Raw genomic sequence first — 22579 nt, 5'->3', positions numbered from 1 at the left:
CGCGGCCATCCGCCCTCGCGCTGTCTCCCATCCGGACTGTCTGGGCGGCCGAAGTGGCTGCCCAACCGTCGGCCCCGGATTCTCACCAGGTCCACCGTTCGAGAGGTTCCTCGACCGGGTCGCGGGCTTACCGGGGGCCAGGCCCCGCGGATCACCGCCGGTTCGGAATTTCACCGAGTCCCGCCAGCGCGTGGTGGGTTGGGGTTAAGTCTTACACGCAATCGGCGGAACGGCGATCGACAGGCGACCTACCTCACATGCGGCGCCGGCCACGGACACCGCCGGACAAACCGGTCACCCCGGAGCGAGGCGGCGGTCGACGGCCACGTACGAGCCGGGCTGGCTCTTCGCCACGCTCTTCATCTCGTTGGCCAGGGCGATGATCTCGCGCGGGTCGTTGAACCGGCGGTCGCCGCTGGACAGGGCCACCCCGATGGAGAGGGTGACCAGGGCCGCCCGCTGGATGTTGTTGCGCCGGTCGCGCACCTCGACGTAGCCACGGGCGGCGTCGCGCTCGTCGTAGAGCCCGTCGGTGGTCTTCTCGAAGTCGAGCACGGCCTGCTCGGCCAGCGGCCGGACCTGCGGCGGGGCGCAGACGATCACGAAGTCGTCGCCGCCGATGTGGCCGAGGAACGCGGGCGGCAGGCCGGCCACGGTGACCGCCCGGTGCAGGCTGCGGGCCAGCGCGCCGATGAACTCGTCGCCGCGGCCGAAGCCGTAGACGTCGTTGACGCTCTTGAACCGGTCGATGTCGATGTAGGCGACCGCGTAGTCGGCCCCGTTGCGCACCCGGTCGGTGATCTCGCGGCTGATCCGGGTGTTGCCGGGCAGGCCGGTCAGCGGCGAGACCTCGCGGTATTCCCGGTTGCGGCGCAGCGTCGACTCGACCCGGGCGACGAGCTCGGACGTGTCGAACGGCTTGACCATGTAGTCGTCGGCGCCCGCCCGCAGCCCGTGCACCTTGTCGACGGTCAGCCCCTTGGCGGTCAGCATGATGATCGGCAGAGCGGCGTTCATCGGGTCGGCGCGCAGCCGTTGGGTCAGCTCGACGCCGTCGATGCGGGGCATCATCAGGTCGACCACGCACAGGTCCGGCCGGATCCGCTCGATCAGCTCCAGCGCCTCCTGACCGTCGCGGGCGTGCATCACGTCGAACCCGTGCAGCTTGAGACTGATCCCGACGAACCGGGCGATATCTTCGTCGTCGTCGACGATCAGGATCAGCCCGAGCCGGTTGACCGGCTCCAGGGCGACCTGGTCCCGCTCGCTCATGGCCGTGCCCCGCTTCGCGTGGCAGACCATTCCCTCGGCGCGCTGAGCCGGCTGATTCGCTCGCTCCGCTCGCTCATGGCCGTGCCCCGGCCCCGGTGGCCAGCGACCGCAGATGGCGGATCGCGGCGGCCGGGTCGTCGGCGCCGTAGACCGCGGTGCCCGCGACGAACGCGTCGGCGCCGGCCTCCGCCGCCTGCTCGATCGTGTCGGCGGCGATCCCGCCGTCGACCTCGATGCGCAGCTCCAGATGGCCGCTCTCCCGGGCCGTGCGGACCTTGCGCACCTTCTCCAGCAGGTCGGGCAGGAAGCGCTGGCCGCCGAAGCCGGCCTTGATGGTCATCACCAGCAGCGTGTCGAAGCTGGGCAGCAGCTCGAGGTAGGGCTCGATCGGGGTGTCCCGGTCGATCGCCAGGCCGGCCTTGGCGCCGGCGGCCCGCAGGTCCTTGGCCAGCGCGACCGGGTTCTCACTGGCCTCGACGTGGAAGGTGACGTTGTAGGCGCCCGCGTCGGCGTAGGCCGGCGCCCACCGGCGCGGCTCGTCGATCATCAGGTGCACGTCGAACGGCAGCTGGGTGACCGGGCGCAGGCTCTGCACGACGGGCAGGCCGATCGTCAGGTTGGGCACGAAATGGTTGTCCATGACGTCGATGTGCAACCAGTCGGCCTCCCCTTCGACCACGTGGACCTCGTCGGCGAGCCGGGCGAAGTCGGCGGCGAGGATGCTGGGGGCGACGATCGGCGACGGTCGGGTCACCGGGCCAGTGTACGAAGCCTTGGCCGATCCCCGTAGGGTTGCCCTCGACCCGGCCCTGGGGAGGGATGAGCGGATGCGACGCTGGTGGACGGTGGGCCTGGCGGGCCTCGTGGCTGCGCTCGCGCTCGCGGGCTGCGGCGGCAACCCCGCCGGCGTCGACGGCGACCTCAGCGACGACTGGCGGCCGATCAGCGAGCCCAAGCCGTTCGTGCCGGCCGCCGAGGTCTGCCACAGCACGGCGGTGGAGTCCGGTTACCTGGCCGCTTACGCGCCGGTCGACTGCGCCACCACCCACATGACCGAGACGGTCCACGTCGGAGAGGTCGGCGACGCGGGCGCCAAGCCGCCGGCCCCCGGTCAGAAGCCTTACAAGACGGCGTACGGCGAATGCGGCGCGAAGGCCAACGCCTTCCTCGGTGGCGACTGGCGCGGCGCCCGGCTCGCGCTGACCCTCGTGCTCCCGGCGCCGGAGGCGTGGCAGGGCGGCTCCCGGTGGTTCCGCTGCGACATCGCGGAGACCCGGTCGCTCGACGACACCAGCATGGCGTCCCGGGACGGCTCGCTGAAGGGCGCGCTGGCCAAGCCGTCGTCGCTGCACTACGGCTGCTTCACGCCGAAGATCTCCAAGGACATCGTGCAGGAGATGGTGGCCGTCGGCTGCACCAAGACGCACCGCAGCGAGTTCGTCGGTGTCTACAACGCGCCGGACAAGGCCTACAAGACCTTCATCGACGACAGCGAGACCATCCACAAGGCGTGCCTCAACGCCGTCGCCACCTACGCCAAGCTGCCCAAGGACGGCAACCTGGCGTTCCGCACCGGGACGATCTACTACTACCCGACCGCGGCCGAGTGGGACCAGGGCAACCGCGGCGTGAAGTGCTTCTCCTGGGACAGTGGCCGCACGTACACCCGGTCGATCAAGAACGGCGGCACCTCGCTGCTGCCGGTCAACTAGTCCGGCGCAGGACGGCCAGGAACATCGCGTCCGTGCCGTGCCGGTGTGGCCAGAGCTGCACCGTCGGGCCGGTGCCCAGGCCCGGCATGCCGGCCGGGAGCAGCGGGCGGGCGTCGACGAAGTCGACCGCGATGTCGGAGCGGCGGGTGCCCTCGGTGACCGAGACGTGCGTCTCGACCGTGTGCGGCGAGCAGGTCACGTAGCCGACCACGCCGCCCGGGCGGACCGCCCGCAGCGCCGCGGTGAGCAGCTCGCGCTGGAGGCGGGTCAGCGGCGGCAGGTCGCTGGGCTGGCGGCGCCAGCGCGCCTCGGGCCGCCGGCGCAGCGCGCCCAGGCCCGTGCACGGCGCGTCGACCAGCACCCGGTCGAAGCCCTGCTCCGGCAGGTCGGAGTCGCGGCCGACGGTCCGGCCGTCGGTGTGCAGCACGGTCGCGGGGAAGCCCGCCACCGCCTTCGACACGAGCTCGGCCCGGTGCGCGGCCACCTCGACCGCGGTCAGGTGGGCGCCGCGCTGGGCGGCGATCGCGGCGAGCAGGCCGGCCTTGCCACCGGGGCCGGCGCACAGGTCGAGCCAGCGCGCGTCGGTGCCCTCGACCGGCGCGTCGACCAGCGCGGTGGCGACCAGCTGCGAGCCCTCGTCCTGCACGTGGGCGCGGCCGTCACGGATGGCGGCGAGGTCGCCCGGGGCGCCGCCGGACAGATAGACGGCGTACGGCGAGAACGCGCCCGGCGCGCCGCCCACCTCGTCGGCCAGCGCGACCGCGTCGACCCGGCCCGGACGGGCGCAGAGCTGCACGGCCGGCGGTTGGTTGTCCTCGATCAGCAGCCGGTTGGTTTCGTCGAGGTCGCCGCCGAGAGCCTCCTGGAACGCCCGGACGATCCACTGCGGATGGCTGTTGGTCAGGGCGAGGTTGCCGATCGGGTCGGTGGCGTAGTCGGGCGCGAGCCGCTCGACCCAGGCGTCGAGGTCGCGTGTGGTGATCTCGCGGAGGACGGCGTTGGCGAAACCGGTGGCGCCGGGAGCGACCGCCTTGACCAGGTCGACCGTGGACGAGACGGCGGCGTGGGCCGGCACACGCATGTAGAGGATCTGGTAGGCGCCCAGGCGCAGCGCGTCACGGGCCGGCGGGTCGATCCGGTCGACCTCGCGGCCGGCCGCCGCGGCCAGCACCGCGTCGAGGGTGCCGCGCGAGCGCAGTGCGCCGTAGGTGAGCTCGGTCGCGAACGCGGCGTCCCGTCCGTCGACGTCGCGCTCGCGCAGGATGGCCGGCAGGACCAGGTTGGCGTACGCGTCGTCGCGGTGCACGGCGGCGACCGCGGCGTAGGCGGCGGAGCGGGCCGGGTCGATGGTGTTGCGTCGGCCGCCCTGGGAGCGGCGGTCGTCGCGGCGATCCCGGCCCTGGCCGCCGCGGCCACGTCCGGGCTCGTTGCGGCGGTCGTCGTGGCTTCCACGGCCGTCGTGGCCGCGCAGGTCGGCGGTCACGCGAAACGCTCGCTGGACTCGACCCGGACGCCGCGCGCCCAGTCGGCGGCCGGCATGGCCCGCTTGCCCGCGGCCCGCACCTCGCCGAGGGCGACCGGCGTGGTGGCCGTGCCGACCAGCACGCCGGTGCGGTCGACCAGCAGGTCGCCGGGTTTGAGGGCGGGAGCGTTGGCGACCGGCCGGACCGGGCCCAGCTTGACCCGGTCCTCGCGGAACGTGGTCCACGCGCCGGGCGCCGGGGTGCACGCCCGGATCCGGCGGTCGACGGCGAACGCGGGCTCGTCCCAGCGCACCATCGCGTCCTCGACGGTCAGCTTGGGCGCGAGGCTCACGCCGTCGGCCGGCTGCGGCTCGGCCCGCGCGGTGCCGGCCTCGATCGCGTCGAGCACGGCGACCAGCAGGCCCGCGCCGGAGGTGGCCAGCCGGTCGAGCAGGTCGCCGGAGGTGTCGGTCGGGCGGATCTCGTCGGTCAGCGTGCCGTAGACCGGGCCGGTGTCGAGGCCCGCCTCCAGCTCGAACACGCTGGCGCCGGTGATCTCGTCGCCGTGCAGCACGGCGTGCTGGACGGGCGCCGCGCCGCGCCAGGCCGGCAGCAGCGAGAAGTGCAGGTTGACCCAGCCGTGCCGGGGAATCTCGAGGGCGGCCGGCGGCACCAGGGCGCCGTAGGCGACCACCGGCACGCAGTCCGGCGCCAGGTCGCGCAGCCGCTCCAGGAACTCGGGCTCCCGCGGCTTGGCCGGGGTCAGCACCTCGACTCCGTGCTCGTCGGCCCAGGCGCCGGCGGGCGAGCGGACCAGGCGGCGGCCCCGGCCGGCGGGCGCGTCGGGCCGGGTGACCACGGCGAGCAGCTCGTGGGACGAGTCGGCGATGGCGTCGAGGGCCGGCAGCGTCACCGCCGGCGTGCCGGCGAAGACCAGCCGCATCAGCGCACCCCGCCCAGGCCGAACGCGACGCCGCCGTGCGGGCTGGACTTGATCACCGGCGGCGCGCCGGCGTCGTACCACTCGGCCTGGCGGATCTCCTTCATCGCTTCCTTGCGCGCGGCCGCGTCGAGCCGGTCGAGGAAGAGCACGCCGTCGAGGTGGTCGGTCTCGTGCTGCACGCAGCGCGCCATCAGGCCACTGCCGACCAGCTTGATCGGATCGCCGAACTGGTTGAAGCCGGTGGCCACCACGTTCTGCCGGCGCTTGGTGTCGACGTAGATCCCGGGGATCGACAGGCACCCCTCGGGCCCGTCCTGCTCCTCGTCGTCGGGGAAGCTGACGGTCGGGTTGATGATGTGGCCCACCACGTCGTCGACGTCGAAGGCGAACACCCGCAGGCCCACGCCGAGCTGCGGCGCCGCGAGCCCGGCCCCGGACTGCTCCTGCATGGTCTCGACGAGGTCGGTGACCAACTTGCGCAGCTCAGCGTCGAAGTCGACGACCGGATCCGCGGGCGTACGTAGCACGGGGTCGCCGAAGAGACGGATGGGCTGGACGGTCACGTGGAACTCCTCGCTAGGTCGAATCCCGACAAGTCTAGAAGAGGTCGGCGGCGTCGACCTGCACGCGGACGGGGTCGGGGGCTTTGCGGGCGCTGCGGACCCCCGCGGCGGCGTGCAGGGCGGCGGCCACCTCGGCTGCTTTCGTGCGCGAGGCGCGCACCAGATAGCGCTCCTGGTCCTGGTCGGCGGGGACCGGGCCGAGCAGTTCGGCGTCGGGCGGCAGGTGCACGGCGGCCAGCAGGTCGGCCACGGCCGGCGGGGCGCCGGTCAGGCTGGTCATCCGGGCGGCGGGCGGGAACCGCAGCTCGCGGCGTTCGGCGAGCTCGCGTTCGGCGTACCAGCCGGGGTCCCAGCGCAGCAGCGCCTGCACCACCGGGACGCCCCCGTCGGCGACGACCACGACGCGGCCGCCGGCGGTGTGGGGTTTCGCCAGCGCGGCGGCGGTCATCCAGCGGCGCAGGGCCTCCTCGCCGGCGCGCAGGTCGGCCCGGGTGAGCAGGGCCCAGGTGTCGAGCAGCAGGACGGCGCCGTAGCCGCCGGTCGCGACCGGCTCCGCGCCCGGCGTGGCGACCACCACCGCGGCCGCGGCCGGCACCTCGGTGAGCACCTCGTCGCGGCCGGAGGTGCGCACCGGGGTCTCGGGGAAGGCCCGGCCGAGCTCCTCGGCGGTGCGGCGGGCCCCGGTGACGGCGGCCCGCAGGCCGCGGCCGCCGCAGTGGGGGCAGACGTGGTCGCCGGCGACGCGGCCGCACCAGCGGCAGGCGGGTACGGCGTGGGACGAGCGCAGGGCGAGCGGGCCCTGGCAGGTCGCGCAGCGGGCCGGGGCGCGGCACGTGCCGCACGAGACCGAGGGGAGATAGCCGCGCCTCGGCACCTGGACCAGCACGGGCGCGTCGGCCTTCAGCGCCGCTCTGGCGGCGTCCCAGGCCAGGCTCGGCAGCCGGGCGGTGGCGGCGCCGGGGTCGCGGGCCAGCTGCGGGTCGTCGCCGGTCGGGGTGATGGCCGGGGCGTGGCGTCTGGTGGTGGCCCGGTCGGCGGCGATCTCGCGGGCCCAGCCGGTCTCGAGCAGGAGCTGCGCCTCCGCGGTGCGGGCGTACCCGGCGACCAGGGCTGCGGCGCCGGCCCGCTGGGCGCGGGTGAGGAGCACCTCACGGGCGTGCGGGTACGGGGCCCGCGGCTCGGCGTGCAGGTCGTCGCCGTCGTCCCAGATCACCACGAGGCCGACGTCGTGGACGGGGGCGAAGGCCGCCGCTCTCGTCCCCGCGACCACCTTGACCTGGCCGCGGCTGGCGGCGAGGAAGGCGCGGTAGCGCTTGGCCGGCCCGAGCCCGGCGGCCAGGGTGACGTGCCGGTCTTTGCCGAGCGCCTGGACGAGCGCCGCGTCGAGCCGGTCGAGGTCCCGGGCGTCCGGCACGACGGCCACCACACCCTGACCGGCGGCGAGCGTCGCGGCGGCGGCCTCGGCGAGGCGGGCGGGCCAGTCCGCACCGGGCAGCGCGGACCAGACGGCGCGGGGGCTCTTGCGCTCGCGCAGCGCCCGCAGGAACCCCTCCCCCGCCTGGTATTCCGACCAACCGGTGCCCGCGCGCTCCGGGGATGGTTCCTCGTCGACGGCCGCCTCGGCCGCGGACTGCTCCGCCCGGGCGTGCCGGGGTGGGACCGCGAGCCGCAGGACGTCGGCGAGGCTGCCCGCGTAGCGGTCGGCGACCGCCCGGGCCAGGCCGGCGATCTCGGGGGTGAGCACCGGCTCGGGCGAGACGACCTTCTCGAGGTACGCCAGCCTGGGCACCGCCGACTCCGCCGCCCGCTCGATCAGCCAGCCGTCGACCAGCTGACCGGCGAAGCGGACCTTGACGCGGGTGCCCGGCTGGGCGGTCTCGTGCAGGTCGGCCGGCACCAGGTAGTCGAAGAGCCGGTCGAGGTGCGGCAACGGCACGTCGACACAGACCCGGGCGACCGGCAGCTCAGGCGCGGGCTCGCGCTCCGCACGGTTGCTCCGGTTCGCCACCGCACCATCTTTCCACCGCCGCCGCCGCGGCCGCCCGACCCACGACCCCCGTCACGCTTCGTCGCCGTCCTCGCGCGCCCGGCTCCCTGTCCAGAACATCAGGACGAACGTCACCGCCAGGATCGCGAAGGTCCACGCGACCGCCTCGACAACCGAGTCGTCGGTGACCGCGAGCCAAATGAGGGCGGTGACGGGCCAGGCCAGCAGCGGGCCGATCGCCAGTCGCCACTTCTCACGCCGGGTCATCGGACCGCCCACGCCGCGCCCTCGCCCGCTCCAAGGCGATCATCCCGATCACCATCGCCACCGTCACCGGAAGGGACGAGCCGAGCGACTCGCCGAACGAGTCGTCGGTGAGGACCATGCCCACAAGCGTCGCCGCCAGCCACGCCACGACCCCGGCGAGGACATAGCGCGCGATGTCACGCCGCATCTCCGGCCGCCCCGTTGTCCGCATAGGACCCCGATACCCGCCGTCACCGGATCGACAAACCCCCGACGGGTCAGCCATCGGGCGGCGCCGCACGGCCCCGCCGCCACTCGCGGTAGCGGAGGACTTGGAACGCGCCGACGTAGGCCGTGAAGATGCCGTAGATCAACAGCGACGAGCGGAAGTCGCCGAGCCAGAGCGGATGGCTGAGCAGCACGACCGCGGCGAGCGGGAACACCGCGACTGACGCGGTGTAGATCCGGGACGACCAGATCAGGCGGCTGGAGCGTTCGACATTCAACCCATGTGCGACATTTGCCCGTACCGGCCCGCGACCCTCCGCCGCCTCGGACCGGATGCGTTGAAGGCGCCGGGTGACGGCTACGAAGAGGCAGACCGAAGCGGCGATGATCGCACCGAAGACCAGGAACGCGACGACGCTGCGTTCTTCGACGGCGAAGCCGATGACCACCGCCGCCGCAGCCGCCAGGAGAAGCTGCGAAACCGCGGCGAAGGCGACCACGCGCGTCGCCGCCGGACGATCCAGTTCCGACACGCGGTCACCCACCGTCGTCGCGGCGGGTGCGGCGCAGGTGCCAGACGGATGCGGCCGCCATGACCGTCCAGCCGGCGCCCTGCGCGAAGCGCCACCACGTCACCTCGCCGGCCCACCACGGGTGGGTCAGCGCGGAGAGGGCACCAATTGTGAACAGGACCGCGAGAACCAGGAAGACGCGACGGGCCCACCGGGGTGACGGCGTACCGGCGCGTGGCCGGTTCGGCTGCGGGTCCATGAGAGGCACCGCCTCAGCGCTCGGACGCGGGGTCGTGGTCCGTCCGTCGACGGCGCCGCTTACCGAAGGGATCGGCCCAGCGCATGAGAAGCAGCGGGCCGAGCACGGCGATCGCGATTCCGGAGCCGGACAGGAGCGCCTCGCCGAAGGGGTCGTCGAAGACGACGACGCCGACCGCGGCGTAGGCGAGCAGCAGGGCGAGCGCTACGAGCGCATAGCCGGCTGCCTGACGCCACATGCCACGGGAGATACCCCCGTGCGACGGATCGACAAACGCGAAAGCGGGCCCGTCAGCGACGGGCCCGCTTCGACGAAAGAGACCTCAGAGGCCGGCGGCGTTCTTCAGGTCGGCCGCGCGGTCGGTGTTCTCCCAGGTCAGGTCCGGCAGCTCGCGGCCGAAGTGGCCGTAGGCGGCGGTCTGCTGGTAGATCGGGCGGAGCAGGTCGAGGTCGCGGATGATGGCGGCGGGGCGCAGGTCGAAGACCTCGCCGATCGCCTTCTCGATGCGGTCGACCGGCACGTTCTCGGTGCCGAAGGTCTCGACGAACAGGCTCACCGGGTGGGCCTTGCCGATCGCGTAGGCGACCTGGGCCTCGCAGCGCTCGGCGAGTCCCGCGGCGACGACGTTCTTGGCGACCCAGCGCATCGCGTACGCCGCCGAACGGTCCACCTTGGACGGGTCCTTGCCGGAGAACGCACCGCCGCCGTGGCGGGCGTAGCCGCCGTAGGTGTCGACGATGATCTTGCGGCCGGTCAGGCCCGCGTCGCCCATCGGGCCGCCGATCTCGAAGCGGCCGGTCGGGTTGACCAGGAGGCGGTAGCCCTCGGTGTCGAGGCCGAGGTTCTCGAGCTCGGGCGCGATCACGTGCTCGCGGACGTCGGGGGTGAGCAGCGACTCGAGCGAGATGTCGGCGGCGTGCTGCGACGAGACGACCACGGTGTCGAGGCGGATCGGGCGCAGGCCGTCGTATTCGATCGTCACCTGGGTCTTGCCGTCCGGACGCAGGTAGGGCACCGTGCCGTCCTTGCGCACCGCGGACAGGCGGCGGGCGAGGCGGTGGGCCAGCGCGATCGGCAGCGGCATGAGCTCGGGCGTCTCGGAGCAGGCGAAACCGAACATCATGCCCTGGTCGCCGGCGCCCTGGCGGTCGAGGGCGTCGCCGGCGCTCTCGCCGTCGCGCAGCTCGATGGCGGTGTCGACGCCCTGCGCGATGTCGGGCGACTGCGAGCCGATGGCGATGTTGACGCCACACGACGCGCCGTCGAAGCCCTTCTTCGACGAGTCGTAGCCGATGCCCAGGATGGTCTCGCGGACGATCGTGGCAATGTCGGCGTACGCCTGCGTGGTCACCTCGCCGGCGACGTGGACCTGGCCGGTCGTGATCAAGGTCTCGACCGCGACCCGGCTGCGCGGGTCCTGCGCCAGCAGCGCGTCGAGGATGCCATCGCTGATCTGGTCAGCGATCTTGTCCGGGTGGCCCTCCGTAACCGACTCGGACGTGAACAGGCGACGTGCCACGGTGCTCCTCACAAATTCTCGGGTCCGGCCCCAGAGCGCGCCGCGTCGCGCCAGCCTCCGGCGACGCCCGCCCTGGTTAAGACGTACTCGTCAAGCGTGTTGTTACCAGATCCCAGACGGCGTCGGCCAGGTCTTCCTTGGGTTGCTGCGGGAAAACCGTCTCCGAACCGTCCGCGCCCAGCACCGTCGCGGCGTTGGCGTCTGATCCGAAGACTTTATCGGTGCCGACCTGGTTGACCACGATCAGGTCGGCCTTCTTAACCACAAGTTTTTGTCGGGCGTTGGCCAGCGCCTCGGCGGTGGCCACGGTCTCGGCCGCGAACACCACCAGCACCTGGCCGGCGGGCTTGCGCTCGCCCAGCTCAGCGGCGATGTCGGGGTTGAGCGCGAGCGCGATCGGCGCGGGCGCCGCGCCCGGCTGCTTCTTGATCTTGTCAACCGCGTAGGTCGCCGGGCGGAAGTCGGCGGGCGCCGCGGCCATCACCACGGCGTCGGCGTCGGCGGCGGCCTCGACGGTCGCCTTGCGCAGCTCCTCGGTGGTGCCGACGACGACCACGTCGACACCGGCCGGGGCGGGCAGCGTGGGGTTGGCGCTGACCAGCGTGACCCGTGCGCCGCGAGCGGCGGCGGTGCGGGCGAACGCGTAGCCCTGTTTGCCGGACGAGCGGTTGCCGAGGAAGCGCACGGGGTCGAGCGGCTCGCGCGTGCCACCGGCGGTGACCACGACGTGCCGACCGGCCAGATCGGCCGGCTGGGCGCCACGAGCCAACACCCGGCGGGCGTACGCGAAGATCTCGGTGGGGTCCGGCAGTCGGCCCTTGCCCGTGTCGGCGCCGGTGAGGCGACCGCTGGCCGGCTCGATGACCAGCACGCCGCGGGACCGCAGCAGCGCCACGTTGGCCTGGGTGGCCGGGTGCTCCCACATCTCGGTGTGCATCGCCGGCGCCAGGACGACCGGGCAGCGCGCGGTCAGCAGCGTGTTGGTGAGCAGGTCGTCGGCGAGCCCGTGGGCCGCCTTGGCGATCAGGTCGGCGGTGGCCGGCGCGACGACGACAAGATCAGCTTCCTTGCCGAGGCGCACGTGCGGCACCTCGTGGGCGTCGGCCCACACGTCGTCGGCGACCGGTTCCCGGGACAGCGCGGCCCAGGTCGGCGCGCCGACGAAGCGCAGCGCGGACGCGGTGGGGATCACCCGGACCTGGTGCCCCGACTCCGTGAAGAGGCGCAGCAGCTCGGCGGCCTTGTAGGCGGCGATGCCACCACCGACGCCGAGGACGACCCGGGTGGTCATGACCTCAGGGCTGGTCGGTCGGCTCGGCCGTCAGCAGGCCGGCGTTGATCTCGCGCATCGCGATGGAGAGGGGCTTCTCCTGCGGCGTGGTCTCCACCAGCGGGCCCACGTATTCCAGCAGGCCCTCGCCGAGCTGGCTGTAGTAGGCGTTGACCTGGCGGGCGCGCTTGGCCGCGAAGATGACCAGCGCGTACTTCGACGTGGTCTTCTCGAGCAGCTCGTCGATCGGCGGGTTGGTGATGCCTTCAGGATTGGCGATGGATCCCACGGAAAACAAACCTCAAAGTTCTCAACCGCCGCGCGGCGGTCGGGCCGGGGTCAGGAATGACGAACCGAGCAATCCTACCAGCTCGTCGGCTGCCCGCCCGGCAGCGTGGTTGATGATCGCCCCGCTGATGCCGTCGCCGGCCGACACCCGGTCGTCCGGGGTCAGCAGGAGCACCACGCGGGCGTCCGGCATGGCCAGGGTGACGAGCTCGGCGCCGCGCGGATCGATCGAGAGCAGGACCGGCTCACCGGCGGCGAGCCAGGCCTCCACGGGACGGCGGGGGGTGCCGTACCGGTGGTGCCGGATCGCCGCGGCCTCGAGCAGGCCCCGCTCCTCGACCAGCCGGTCGAACGCGGCCTCGTCGACGAACGTGTAGTGCACGCCGTCGACCTCGTGGTCGCGACGCCGGCGCGTGGTGACCATGACGGGCATCCGCACCCACGGCGAACGCGCCCGGACCAGCCGGATCACGGCTGCCCTCCCGGCCTCCGAAGGACCGGTCAGGACCGTGAGCCGAGCCGCCGGGCGCGCCTCGTCACGCATGGTCACAGCTTTGTTCTACCCGTGCGACGGGTCAGCTGCCGGCGAACTCTCCAAGGAGCGCCTTGCGCTGCTGGTCGCCGAGACCGCGCAGCCGGCGGCTGTCAGCGATCTTGAGCTTCTCCATGATCTGGGTCGCCCGGATCTTGCCGATGCCCGGCATCGCCTGCAGCACGGCCGAAACCTTCAGCTTGCCGACGACGTCATCGGACTCGGCCCGGTCGAGCACGGAAGCGAGGGTGGTCTTGCCCTGCTTGAGCTGCTCCTTCAGCTCGGCGCGGGCTTTGCGGATCTCCGCTGCCTTTTCCAGCGCTGCCGCGCGCTGTTCGGGGCTCAGTGACGGGAGCGGCACCAGTTCTCCTCAGGTCCTACCGCGATCGGGAATTTCCGCCGCGGTCGTGAAACGTGGGGTGGCCGTGAACCAAAGGGGCATGTGGTTCCCAGCGCCGGGAAAACTAGCGGCCCGATGGGTTTTCGGCAACGTCGGCGCGCCTTGATCACGAAATCTTGATCCGCCGTGTCACCTCGTTCGGGGGGCGAGAACGGCCCGGCACTGGGCCAGCGCCTCGGCCGCCGAGCTGCGCAAATCGGACACCGAGGGCCCGCGCGAGAGGATCTCCCGCGAGTAGGACGGAACGACCCAATCAAGATCATTGCCGAAGACGGTACGCAGGTCGGAAGCGTTGGCGCCCTGCGCGCCCAGCCCCGGGGCGAGGATCGGGCCGTTGACGCGGGAGAGGTCGTGGCCCGTGTCGCCGATCGTCGCGCCGACCACCAGGCCGAAGCTGCCGAGTGGCGCCACACCCTCGTTGAGCTGGGAAATCTCGTCGATCACGGTCTGCGCGACGGTCCGGCCGCCGGGACCGACGGCCCGCTGGACCTCGGCGCCCTCGGGGTTCGAGGTCAGGGCCAGCACGAACACTCCGCCGTCGTGCGCGCGCGCCGCGTCGAACATCGGGCGCAGCGATCCGACGCCGAGGTACGGGCTCGCCGTGATCGCGTCGGCACACAGCGGGCTCGCCGGGTCGAGATAGGCGGCGGCGTACGCGGCGACCGTCGAACCGATGTCGCCGCGCTTCACATCGAGGAGGACGAGTGCCCCGGCATCCCGCAACTGTCGGATAGCCGACTCAAGCACGGCGACCCCTCGGGAGCCGTGTCGCTCGAAAAACGCGGACTGCGGTTTGAAGATCGCGACCCGGTCGCCGAGGGCGTCGATCACGGTTCCCGCGAATCGGGCCAGCCCCTCGGCATCGTCGGACAGCCCCCAGGCGATCAGCAGACTTGGATGAGGATCGATGCCGACACACAGCGGACCGCGAGTGTCCAGAGCGGCGCGCAGCCGCGCCCCGAAGGCTTTAGTCACGATTGTCCTTTCTTCACAGACGCGATCCGCCGGACCAGCGCCGGCCCGTGGTAGATGAACCCCGTGTAGACCTGCACCAGGCTCGCGCCGGCGTCGAACATCCGCGCCGCGTCGTCGGCCGACATGACGCCGCCGACCCCGATCACGGGCAGCCGGCCGCCGGTCTCGTCGTGGACGAACCGCACGACGTCCCGGGCGCGCCCGGTCAGCGGCCGCCCGGACAGCCCGCCGGCCTCGTCACCGAGCGCTACATCGGCGGGCGCGAGACCGTCCCGGGCGAGCGTGGTGTTGGTCGCGATGACCCCGGCCGCGCCGCGGGCCAGACAGACCTCCAACAGCTCGGCGATCGCGGCCTCGGTCAGATCAGGGGCGATCTTCACGAGGATCGGCTTCTCCCCCACCAACGCGCCCAGCAGCGCGTCGATCGAGTCGCGATCCTGCAGCGACCGCAGCCCCGGGGTGTTGGGCGATGAAACGTTGACCGCAAAGTAGTCGCCGTGGTCCTTCAGCAGCCGGTAGGACGCGAGGTAGTCGTCGACGGCCTCGTCCAGCGGGGTCACCTTCGACTTCCCCAACGAGATGCCGATCGGCACGCCGAACGGCCGCGCATCGCGCGGCTCGGTCAGGGTGCGCGGGCCACCGCCGTCCCGCACGGCCCGCGGACCGCCGGGTCCGCTGCCGGCCACCGCGCGGGCACCGCCGCCAGCCGCCGGCGGGGCGTCGCCGGGTCCGCCATCGGCCATCGCCCGGGAACGGCCCTCGGTCAGGCGGGCGGCCAGGGCCGCGGCGCCGGCGTTGTTGAAGCCCATGCGGTTGACGATGGCCTCGCTGTCGCGGAGGCGGAACAGGCGCGGCTTCGGGTTGCCGGGCTGCGGGTGCGCCGTCACCGTGCCCACCTCGACGAACCCGAAACCCAACGCCGGCCAGGCCGCCAGCGCGACGCCGTTCTTGTCGACGCCCGCGGCCAACCCGACCGGGTTCGGGAACTCGACCCCGAACACGGTGCGAGGATCGCGGACCGCATAGCGGACGGCGAGAAGCCGCCGCACGGCCGGCGGGAGGCCCGCCAGCCGCGACAGCGTCCACTCGTGCGCGGTCTCCGCGTCGCCGGCGCCGAGCCGGAACAGACCCGGCCGGACGACCCGCTCGAAGATCATTCGGCGGCCCGCAGGGCGGCGTGCAGGTCCTGCAGCGGGCGCACCGTCATCTCGCCGCGGATCAGCGCCTCGATCCCCATCACCGCGGCCGCCGCGCCCGGCACCGTGGTGATGCACGGGATGTCGGCGGTGACCGCCGCGCTGCGGATCTCGTAGCCGTCCGACCGCGCCGAGGCGCCCGAGCCCTGCGGCGTGTTGACGATCAGCGCCACCTCGCCGTTGCGGATGAGCGTGACCGCGTCCGGCCCGGAGCCTTCCTCTTCCCAGTGCTTGCGGATGAGCTCGCAGGAGATCCCGTGCCGGCGCAGCACCTCGCCGGTGCCGACGGTCGCCACGATCTGGAAGCCGAGGTCGGCCAGCCGCTTGATCGGGAAGATCATGCTGCGCTTGTCGCGGTTGGCGACCGAGACGAAGATCCGCCCCGACGTCGGCAACGACCCGTACGCGGCGGCCTGCGACTTGGCGTACGCGTTGCCGAAGGCGGGGTCGATGCCCATCACCTCGCCGGTCGACTTCATCTCCGGGCCCAGCAGCGAGTCGACGCCCCGCCCGGCCGGCGTGCGGAACCGCTTGAACGGCAGCACCGCCTCCTTGACCGCGGTCGGACCGTCGGCCGGCAGGTCGCCGCCGTCGCCGGTGGCCGGCAGCAGACCCTCGGCCCGCAGCTCCGCGATGGTCGCCCCGAGCATGATCCGGGCGGCCGCCTTGGCCAGCGGGACCGCGGTCGCCTTCGAGACGAACGGCACCGTACGCGACGCCCGCGGGTTGGCCTCGAGCACGTAGAGCACGTCGTCCTTGAGTGCGTACTGCACGTTGAGCAGGCCCCGCACCCCGACGCCGCGGGCGATCTCCGCCGTGTAGCGGCGCACCTCGGCCAGGTTGGACGCGGCCAGCGTGATCGGCGGCAGCGCGCAGGCCGAGTCGCCGGAGTGGATGCCGGCCTCCTCGATGTGCTCCATCACGCCGCCGAGGTAGACCTCGCCGGTGGCGTCGCAGAGCGCGTCCACGTCGATCTCGATCGCGTCGTCGAGGAAGCGGTCGACCAGCACCGGGTGGGCCGGCGAGATCTGGGTGGCCCGGGCGATGTAGGCGGACAGCGTCGGATCGTCGTAGACGATCTCCATGCCGCGGCCACCGAGCACATAGGACGGCCGCACCAGCACCGGGTAGCCGATCTCGTCGGCGATCGCCTTGGCTTCGTCGTAGGACGTCGCGGTGCCGTGGGCGGGCGCCCGCAGTCCCGCGCGAGCCAGCACCGCGCCGAACGCGCCGCGGTCCTCGGCCAGGTTGATCGACTCGGGCGACGTGCCGACGATGGGCACGCCGGCGTCCTTGAGCCGCTGGGCCAGCCCGAGCGGGGTCTGCCCGCCGAGCTGGACCACCACGCCGACGACGCCGGGCCCGCCGGCCGCCCGGCCGGACGCATCCTCGGCGTTGACCACCTCGAGCACGTCCTCGAACGTCAACGGTTCGAAGTAGAGCCGGTCCGCGGTGTCGTAGTCGGTGGACACGGTCTCGGGGTTGCAGTTGACCATCACCGTCTCGTAGCCCGCGCCCCGCAAGGCCATCACCGCGTGCACACACGAGTAGTCGAACTCGATGCCCTGGCCGATCCGGTTCGGACCCGAGCCCAGGATCAGCACCTTGGGCCGGTCCGAGGGCGCCACTTCGGTCTCCTCGTCGTACGACGAGTAGTGGTAGGGCGTCTTCGCCTCGAACTCGGCCGCGCAGGTGTCGACCGTCTTGTAGACCGGCCGCAGCCCGAGCCGGTGCCGCAGCCGGCGCACCCCGTCCTCACCCGCGAACTCGGGCCGCAGGGCGGCGAGCTGGCGGTCGGACAGGCCGGCCCGCTTGGCCCGGCGCAGCAGCGGCAGGTCGAGCACCGGGGCCGCGATGATCTCGGCGCGCAGGTCGACCAGCGCGGCGATCTGGTCGAGGAACCAGGGGTCGATTCCGCCGGACGCGGCCGACACCTCGGCCACCGAGGCGCCCAGCCGCAGCGCCCGCTCGACGGTGTAGAGCCGGCCGTCGTGCGGCGTGCCCAGGGCCTCCAGAGTGGACTGCAGCGTCGCCCCGTCGGGATCGGGCGCTGTCCAGAAGCCGGCGGCGCCGGTCTCCATCGAGCGCATCGCCTTGTTGAGCGCCTCGGTGAAGTTGCGGCCCAGGCTCATCGCCTCGCCGACCGACTTCATCGTGGTGGTCAGCTCGGGGTCGGCGCCGGGGAACTTCTCGAACGCGAACCGCGGGATCTTCACCACCACGTAGTCGAGCGCGGGCTCGAACGCGGCCGGCGTCTCCAGCGTGATGTCGTTGGGGATCTCGTCGAGCGTGTAGCCGATGGCCAGCTTGGCGGCGATCTTCGCGATCGGGAAGCCGGTCGCCTTGGACGCCAGCGCCGACGAGCGGGACACCCGCGGGTTCATCTCGATGACCACGAGCCGGCCGTCGCGCGGGTTGACCGCGAACTGGATGTTGCAGCCGCCGGTGTCCACACCGACCTCGCGCAGCACCGCGATGCCGACGTCGCGCAGCTGCTGGTATTCCCGGTCGGTGAGCGTCATCGCCGGCGCGACGGTCACGCTGTCGCCGGTGTGCACGCCCATCGGGTCGAGGTTCTCGATCGAGCAGACGACCACGACGTTGTCGTGCTTGTCGCGCATCAGCTCGAGCTCGTACTCCTTCCAACCGAGGACGCTCTCCTCGATCAGCACCTCGTGCACCGGCGACTCGGTCAGGCCCGCGCCGGCGATCCGCTCGAGGTCCTCCTCGGTGTGCGCCATGCCGGAGCCCAGGCCACCCATCGTGAAGGACGGCCGGACCACGACCGGCAGGCCGAGCTCGGCCACCGCCGAACGCACCGCGGACATCGAGTCGCAGACCCGCGAGCGCGGCGTCTCGGCGCCGGCCTTGGCCACGATCTCCTTGAACTTCTGCCGGTCCTCGCCCCGCTGGATCGCCTCGATGTCGGCGCCGATCAGCTCGACGCCGTACTTGTCGAGGATCCCGGACTCGTGCAGGGCGACCGCGGCGTTGAGCGCGGTCTGGCCGCCCAGCGTCGGCAGGATCGCGTCCGGCCGCTCCTTGGCGATGACCAGTTCGAGGAACTCGGTGGTGATCGGCTCGACGTAGGTGGCGTCGGCGAACTCCGGGTCGGTCATGATGGTCGCCGGGTTCGAGTTGACCAGGCTGACCCGCAGGCCCTCGGCCCGCAGCACTCGGCACGCCTGGGTGCCGGAGTAGTCGAACTCGCACGCCTGCCCGATGACGATCGGCCCGGAGCCGATGACGAGCACGTGCGACAGGTCGCTCCGCTTAGGCACTGGCCTTCTCCCCCGCGATCAATTCCCGGAACCGGTCGAAGAGATAGTCGGCGTCGTGCGGGCCGGCGGCCGCTTCCGGGTGGTACTGGACGGTGAAGGCCGGCACGTCGTGCGCGCGCAGGCCCTCGACCACGTTGTCGTTGAGGCAGACGTGCGACACCGCGACGTCGCCGAAGTCGGTGCTGACCGTGCTGTCCAGCGGCGCGTCGACCGCGAAACCGTGGTTGTGCGCGGTCACCTCGACCTTGCCGGTCGTCCGGTCGAGCACCGGCTGGTTGCTGCCCCGGTGCCCGAAGCCCAGCTTGTAGGTGCCGAACCCGAGCGCCCGCCCCAGGATCTGCGAGCCGAAGCAGATGCCGAACAGCGGGATCTGGCGGCGCATCACCTCGCGGGCGAGCTCGACCGGGCCGTCGGCGGTGGCCGGGTCGCCGGGGCCGGGCGAGAAGAAGATCGCGTCGGCGCCGGTGGCCAGCAGGTCGTCGATGCTCGACGACGCCGGCATCACGTGGGTGGTCACCCCGCGGGCGGCCAGGCGCCGGGCGACGTTGCGCTTGATGCCGAGGTCGACCGCCGCGACGGTGAACCGGTGCGTCCCCTGCGCCTGCACGGTGTACGGCTTGGCCGTGGTCACCTCGGCCGACAGGTCCGCGCCGACCATCTCGGGCGCCTCCCGCACCTTGCGCAGCAGCGCGGCCGGGTCCTCGATCACGCTGGACACGCCGACCCGCATCGCGCCCCGATCGCGCAGGTGCCGGGTCAGCGCCCGGGTGTCGACGCCGGAGATGCCGACCACGCCCTCGGCGGCGAGCCGGTCCTCCAGGTCGCCGGTGCGCCGCCAGTTGGAGGCGAGCCGGGCCGGGTCGCGGACCACGTACCCGGCGACCCAGATCTTCGCCGACTCGTCGTCCTCGTCGTTGACGCCGGTGTTGCCGATGTGCGGCGCGGTCTGCACCACGACCTGCCGGTGGTACGACGGGTCGGTCAGCGTCTCCTGGTAACCGGTCATGGCGGTGGTGAACACCGCCTCGCCGAAGGTCTCGCCCACGCTGCCGTAGGACTCACCGTGGAACGTCCGCCCGTCCTCCAGGACGAGCAGCGCGGGGCGCCTCATTTCACTGCCTTTCCGTCCAGCACCGTCGGTTCGCCGCGCAGGAAGGTCGCGACGATCCGGCCGGGCAGGGTCATCCCCGCGTACGGGGTGTTGCGCGAGCGGGACGCCGACACCGACGGGTCGACCTCCCAGCGGGCCGCCGGGTCCACCAGCGTGAAGGTGGCCGGCGCGCCCGGGGCCGGGGTGTGGCCGTGCTCGGCCAGTCCGGCGATCCGGGCCGGCGTGCGCGACATCCGCTGCGCGATCAGCTCCCAGTCGGGGCCGAGCACGTCGAGCACGATGGACAGTGCCGTCTCGAGGCCGAGCATGCCGGGGCGCGCGTACGCCCACTCGCATTCCTTGTCCTCCACCGCGTGCGGCGCGTGGTCGGTGGCCACGATGTCGATCAGGCCCTCGGCCAGCGCGGCCCGCAGCGCGAGCACGTCGGCCTGGGTGCGCAGCGGCGGGTTCACCTTGAACACCGGGTCGTACGAGCTGGCCCGCTCGTCGGTGAGCAGCAGGTGGTGCGGCGTCACCTCGGCGGTCACCCGCACGCCGGCCGCCTTGGCCTGCCGGATCACGTCGACCGAGCCGGCGGTGGAGACGTGGCAGACGTGCAGCCGGGCGCCGACGTGGCCGGCGAGCAGCGCGTCGCGGGCGATGATCGCCTCCTCGGCCACGGCCGGCCAGCCGGTCAGCCCGAGCCGGGCGGAGACCTCGCCCTCGTGCATCTGCGCGCCCTCGGTCAGCCGGGGCTCCTCGGCGTGCTGCGCGATCACGCCGTCGAACGCCTTGACGTATTCCAGGGCGCGGCGCATCAGGCGCGGATCGGAGACGCAGTGGCCGTCGTCGGAGAAGATCCGCACCTTGGCGGCAGAGGTGGCCATCGCGCCGAGCTCCGCGAGGTGCTGGCCGGCCAACCCGACGGTCACGGCGCCGATCGGCTGCACGTCGACGAGGCCGGCCTCCCGGCCGAGCCGCCAGACCTGCTCGACCACGCCCGCGGTGTCGGCGACCGGCGAGGTGTTGGCCATCGCGCAGACCGCGGTGTAACCACCGAGCGCCGCCGCGCGCGAGCCGGACTCGACGGTCTCGGCGTCCTCGCGGCCGGGCTCGCGCAGGTGGGTGTGCAGGTCGACCAGGCCGGGCAGCGCGACGAGCCCGGCAGCGTCGACGACCTGGTCCGCCGCGCCCCCTTCCGCGATGACGCCGTCGCGGACCAGCAGGTCGGTCGGCTCCGCGCCGAGGACGCTGACGCCCTTGACCAGGTACGTGCTGCTGCTCATTTGCCCCCCAGGAGCAGGTAGAGGACGGCCATCCGGACGGAGACGCCGTTGGCGACCTGTTCGACGATGGTGGAGCGGGCCGAGTCGGCCACCTCCGGAGTAATCTCCATGCCGCGGACCATCGGGCCGGGGTGCATGACGATCGCGTGCTCGGGCAGCCGGCGCATGCGGGCGGCGTCGAGGCCGTAGCGGCGGCTGTATTCCCGGGTCGACGGGAAGTAGGAATCGTTCATCCGCTCGCGCTGGACGCGCAGCATCATCACGACGTCGACCTGCGGCAGCACGGCGTCGAGGTCGTAGGAGACGCTCAGCTCGGGCGAGAGGGCCGGGCCGACGTCGACCGGGATCAGCGTCGGCGGCCCGACCACCGTGACCTTCGCGCCGAGCGTGGTCAGCAGCAGCACGTTGGACCGGGCGACCCGGCTGTGCAGCACGTCGCCGACGATCGCGACGTGCAGGCCAGCCAGCCGGCCCAGGCGCGAGCGCATCGTGTACGCGTCGAGCAGCGCCTGGGTCGGGTGCTCGTGGGTTCCGTCGCCGGCGTTGACCACCGAGCCGTCGACCCACTGGGCCAGCCGGTGCGGCGCGCCGGAGGCCGGGTGGCGGACGACGACCGCGTCGGCGCCCATCGCCTGCAGGGTCAGCGCGGTGTCCTTGAGGCTCTCGCCCTTGGAGACGCTGGAACCCTTGGCGGAGAAGTTGATGACGTCGGCGGAGAGTCGCTTCGCGGCGGCCTCGAAGGAGATCCGGGTGCGGGTGGAGTCCTCGTAGAAGAGGTTGACCACCGTGCGGCCGCGCAGCGTCGGCAGCTTCTTCACCTCGCGGCTCGACAGGTTGGCCAGCTCGGCCGCGGTGTCCAGGACCAGCGTGGCGTGCTCGGCGTCGAGGTCGGCGGCGGACAGCAGATGCTTGATCATTTGGTCTCCTCGCCGATGAGCTTGACCTCGTCGGTGCCGTCGATCTCGGCGAGCGCGACCTTCACGATCTCGTTGCGCGCGGTCGGGATGTTCTTGCCGACGTAGTCGGCCCGGATCGGCAGCTCCCGGTGGCCGCGGTCGACGATCACGGCGAGCTGCACGGAGCTGGGCCGGCCGAGGTCCGACAGGGCGTCGAGGGCGGCCCGCACGGTGCGGCCGGAGAACAGCACGTCGTCGACGAGGATGACCCGCCGGCCGTCGATGCCACCCGACGGCAGGTCGGTGGGGCCGAGCGCGCGGGTCGCCTTGAGTCGCAGGTCGTCGCGGTAGAGAGTGACGTCCAGCACACCGACGGGCACGTCGACGCCCTCGAAGGCGGCGATGCGGGCGGCCAGGCGGTGGGCCAACGGGACACCGCGGGTCGGGATGCCGAGCAGGACGGTGCCGTCGGCGCCGTCGGTCTTTTCCAGGATCTGATGCGCGATGCGGTCGACGACCCGCTGCAGATCCGTCTCTGTGAGGATGACCTTCACCGACGGTGGCGAACCGGACGTCGTCGAGTTTGAGGCGGCCTGAGCATAGGCCACGGCGGACCTCCTTCCCCGCCTCACGGGACGGGTCGTTAAAGGATGTCTTCGGC

The 22579-nt window shown here is 72.6% G+C and carries 23 protein-coding genes, 1 pseudogene and 1 riboswitch; of the genes and pseudogenes, 1 reads left to right on the top strand and 23 read right to left on the bottom strand.

All coding sequences use genetic code 11. The features are described 5' to 3' along the window. Positions 1–15: 15 nt before the first annotated feature. A riboswitch (FMN riboswitch) is annotated at positions 16–192 on the bottom strand. 102 nt (positions 193–294) lie between these two features. Together O7635_RS21730 and rpe are read right to left on the bottom strand one after the other, a co-directional pair. Next, positions 295–1272 (bottom strand): response regulator, encoded by a 978-nt coding sequence (locus tag O7635_RS21730; protein ID WP_278082290.1) that lies wholly within the window; start codon positions 1270–1272, stop codon positions 295–297. 73 nt (positions 1273–1345) lie between these two features. Beyond that, entirely contained in the window at positions 1346–2026 is a 681-nt protein-coding gene (gene rpe, locus O7635_RS21725) for a ribulose-phosphate 3-epimerase (RefSeq protein WP_278082289.1), read from the bottom strand. A gap of 73 nt (positions 2027–2099) precedes the next feature. Between rpe and O7635_RS21720 the strand changes: the two genes are divergently transcribed. Beyond that, a complete protein-coding gene (locus tag O7635_RS21720) occupies positions 2100–2984 on the top strand; it encodes a septum formation family protein (protein WP_278082288.1) in 885 nt (294 codons plus the stop codon). On the opposite strand, the gene O7635_RS21715 is transcribed toward O7635_RS21720, so the two are convergent. From O7635_RS21715 to pyrR, 21 genes and pseudogenes are all read right to left on the bottom strand, one after another. After that, the gene (locus tag O7635_RS21715; RefSeq protein ID WP_278085547.1) at positions 2977–4455 is read right to left on the bottom strand and encodes a transcription antitermination factor NusB; all 1479 of its coding nucleotides are present in this window, start codon (positions 4453–4455) and stop codon (positions 2977–2979) included. The two genes, O7635_RS21720 and O7635_RS21715, sit on opposite strands and share 8 nt — an antisense overlap. Before the next feature lie 8 nt (positions 4456–4463). Then, positions 4464–5390: a methionyl-tRNA formyltransferase gene (gene fmt / locus O7635_RS21710; RefSeq protein WP_278082287.1), complete on the bottom strand. Its 927-nt coding sequence runs from the start codon at positions 5388–5390 to the stop codon at positions 4464–4466. After that, the gene (def, locus tag O7635_RS21705) at positions 5390–5953 is read right to left on the bottom strand and encodes a peptide deformylase (RefSeq protein WP_278082286.1); all 564 of its coding nucleotides are present in this window, start codon (positions 5951–5953) and stop codon (positions 5390–5392) included. Before def ends, fmt begins: the two co-directional genes overlap by 1 nt. A 34-nt stretch (positions 5954–5987) precedes the next feature. Beyond that, the gene (locus O7635_RS21700; protein WP_278085546.1) at positions 5988–7916 is read right to left on the bottom strand and encodes a primosomal protein N'; all 1929 of its coding nucleotides are present in this window, start codon (positions 7914–7916) and stop codon (positions 5988–5990) included. A gap of 96 nt (positions 7917–8012) precedes the next feature. Further along, positions 8013–8207, bottom strand: a complete 195-nt coding sequence (locus tag O7635_RS21695; protein WP_278082285.1) for a hypothetical protein — start codon at positions 8205–8207, stop codon at positions 8013–8015. Further along, the gene (locus O7635_RS21690; RefSeq protein ID WP_278082284.1) at positions 8194–8394 is read right to left on the bottom strand and encodes a hypothetical protein; all 201 of its coding nucleotides are present in this window, start codon (positions 8392–8394) and stop codon (positions 8194–8196) included. The genes O7635_RS21695 and O7635_RS21690 overlap by 14 nt, the downstream gene beginning before the upstream one ends. A 70-nt stretch (positions 8395–8464) precedes the next feature. Continuing rightward, positions 8465–8947, bottom strand: a complete 483-nt coding sequence (locus O7635_RS21685) for a hypothetical protein (RefSeq protein ID WP_278082283.1) — start codon at positions 8945–8947, stop codon at positions 8465–8467. A 4-nt stretch (positions 8948–8951) separates the two neighbouring features. After that, complete coding sequence (locus O7635_RS21680; protein WP_278082282.1) at positions 8952–9185, bottom strand: hypothetical protein; 234 nt, start codon at positions 9183–9185, stop codon at positions 8952–8954. 13 nt (positions 9186–9198) lie between these two features. Next, positions 9199–9423: a hypothetical protein gene (locus O7635_RS21675; RefSeq protein ID WP_278082281.1), complete on the bottom strand. Its 225-nt coding sequence runs from the start codon at positions 9421–9423 to the stop codon at positions 9199–9201. Between the two features lie 84 nt (positions 9424–9507). Beyond that, entirely contained in the window at positions 9508–10704 is a 1197-nt protein-coding gene (metK, locus tag O7635_RS21670) for a methionine adenosyltransferase (protein ID WP_278082280.1), read from the bottom strand. Positions 10705–10780: 76 nt separating this feature from the next. Further along, the gene (coaBC, locus tag O7635_RS21665; protein WP_278082279.1) at positions 10781–11995 is read right to left on the bottom strand and encodes a bifunctional phosphopantothenoylcysteine decarboxylase/phosphopantothenate--cysteine ligase CoaBC; all 1215 of its coding nucleotides are present in this window, start codon (positions 11993–11995) and stop codon (positions 10781–10783) included. Positions 11996–11999: 4 nt separating this feature from the next. Further along, positions 12000–12263 carry a DNA-directed RNA polymerase subunit omega gene (gene rpoZ, locus O7635_RS21660; RefSeq protein WP_007075826.1) on the bottom strand — a complete coding sequence of 88 codons (264 nt, stop codon included), beginning with the start codon at positions 12261–12263 and terminating at the stop codon, positions 12000–12002. Between the two features lie 21 nt (positions 12264–12284). Then, the gene (locus O7635_RS21655) at positions 12285–12812 is read right to left on the bottom strand and encodes a guanylate kinase (RefSeq protein ID WP_278082278.1); all 528 of its coding nucleotides are present in this window, start codon (positions 12810–12812) and stop codon (positions 12285–12287) included. A gap of 25 nt (positions 12813–12837) precedes the next feature. Further along, the gene (mihF, locus tag O7635_RS21650) at positions 12838–13155 is read right to left on the bottom strand and encodes an integration host factor, actinobacterial type (RefSeq protein WP_278082277.1); all 318 of its coding nucleotides are present in this window, start codon (positions 13153–13155) and stop codon (positions 12838–12840) included. A 168-nt stretch (positions 13156–13323) separates the two neighbouring features. Then, complete coding sequence (gene pyrF, locus O7635_RS21645; protein WP_278082276.1) at positions 13324–14169, bottom strand: orotidine-5'-phosphate decarboxylase; 846 nt, start codon at positions 14167–14169, stop codon at positions 13324–13326. 29 nt (positions 14170–14198) lie between these two features. After that, a pseudogene (gene pyrD / locus O7635_RS21640) lies at positions 14199–15326 on the bottom strand (dihydroorotate dehydrogenase (quinone)); the annotation flags it as partial. Further along, a complete protein-coding gene (carB, locus tag O7635_RS21635) occupies positions 15323–18646 on the bottom strand; it encodes a carbamoyl-phosphate synthase large subunit (RefSeq protein WP_278082274.1) in 3324 nt (1107 codons plus the stop codon). The pseudogene pyrD and the gene carB, both read right to left, overlap by 4 nt. After that, positions 18639–19757, bottom strand: a complete 1119-nt coding sequence (gene carA, locus O7635_RS21630) for a glutamine-hydrolyzing carbamoyl-phosphate synthase small subunit (RefSeq protein WP_278082273.1) — start codon at positions 19755–19757, stop codon at positions 18639–18641. Before carA ends, carB begins: the two co-directional genes overlap by 8 nt. Continuing rightward, positions 19754–21022 carry a dihydroorotase gene (locus O7635_RS21625; RefSeq protein WP_278082272.1) on the bottom strand — a complete coding sequence of 423 codons (1269 nt, stop codon included), beginning with the start codon at positions 21020–21022 and terminating at the stop codon, positions 19754–19756. The genes carA and O7635_RS21625 overlap by 4 nt, the downstream gene beginning before the upstream one ends. After that, entirely contained in the window at positions 21019–21939 is a 921-nt protein-coding gene (locus O7635_RS21620) for an aspartate carbamoyltransferase catalytic subunit (protein ID WP_278082271.1), read from the bottom strand. Before O7635_RS21620 ends, O7635_RS21625 begins: the two co-directional genes overlap by 4 nt. Beyond that, a complete protein-coding gene (gene pyrR, locus O7635_RS21615; protein ID WP_278082270.1) occupies positions 21936–22526 on the bottom strand; it encodes a bifunctional pyr operon transcriptional regulator/uracil phosphoribosyltransferase PyrR in 591 nt (196 codons plus the stop codon). The genes O7635_RS21620 and pyrR overlap by 4 nt, the downstream gene beginning before the upstream one ends. Positions 22527–22579: the final 53 nt, after the last annotated feature.

The sequence above is a fragment of the Asanoa sp. WMMD1127 genome, assembly GCF_029626225.1.
GTDB lineage: Bacteria > Actinomycetota > Actinomycetes > Mycobacteriales > Micromonosporaceae > Asanoa.
The sequence above is the reverse complement of the archived record's forward strand: the minus strand, read 5'-3'. Positions and strand labels throughout refer to the sequence as shown.

Excerpts from the sequence above, each read along its gene's own strand:
- O7635_RS21730 (WP_278082290.1), bottom strand. The coding sequence starts at position 1,272 with ATGAGCGAGCGGGACCAGGTCGCCCTGGAGCCGGTCAACCGGCTCGGG.
- O7635_RS21720 (WP_278082288.1), top strand. The coding sequence starts at position 2,100 with ATGCGACGCTGGTGGACGGTGGGCCTGGCGGGCCTCGTGGCTGCGCTC.
- fmt (WP_278082287.1), bottom strand. The coding sequence starts at position 5,390 with ATGCGGCTGGTCTTCGCCGGCACGCCGGCGGTGACGCTGCCGGCCCTC.
- O7635_RS21695 (WP_278082285.1), bottom strand. The coding sequence starts at position 8,207 with ATGACCCGGCGTGAGAAGTGGCGACTGGCGATCGGCCCGCTGCTGGCC.
- O7635_RS21690 (WP_278082284.1), bottom strand. The coding sequence starts at position 8,394 with ATGCGGCGTGACATCGCGCGCTATGTCCTCGCCGGGGTCGTGGCGTGG.
- O7635_RS21680 (WP_278082282.1), bottom strand. The coding sequence starts at position 9,185 with ATGGACCCGCAGCCGAACCGGCCACGCGCCGGTACGCCGTCACCCCGG.
- O7635_RS21675 (WP_278082281.1), bottom strand. The coding sequence starts at position 9,423 with ATGTGGCGTCAGGCAGCCGGCTATGCGCTCGTAGCGCTCGCCCTGCTG.
- coaBC (WP_278082279.1), bottom strand. The coding sequence starts at position 11,995 with ATGACCACCCGGGTCGTCCTCGGCGTCGGTGGTGGCATCGCCGCCTAC.
- carA (WP_278082273.1), bottom strand. The coding sequence starts at position 19,757 with ATGAGGCGCCCCGCGCTGCTCGTCCTGGAGGACGGGCGGACGTTCCAC.
- O7635_RS21625 (WP_278082272.1), bottom strand. The coding sequence starts at position 21,022 with ATGAGCAGCAGCACGTACCTGGTCAAGGGCGTCAGCGTCCTCGGCGCG.
- O7635_RS21620 (WP_278082271.1), bottom strand. The coding sequence starts at position 21,939 with ATGATCAAGCATCTGCTGTCCGCCGCCGACCTCGACGCCGAGCACGCC.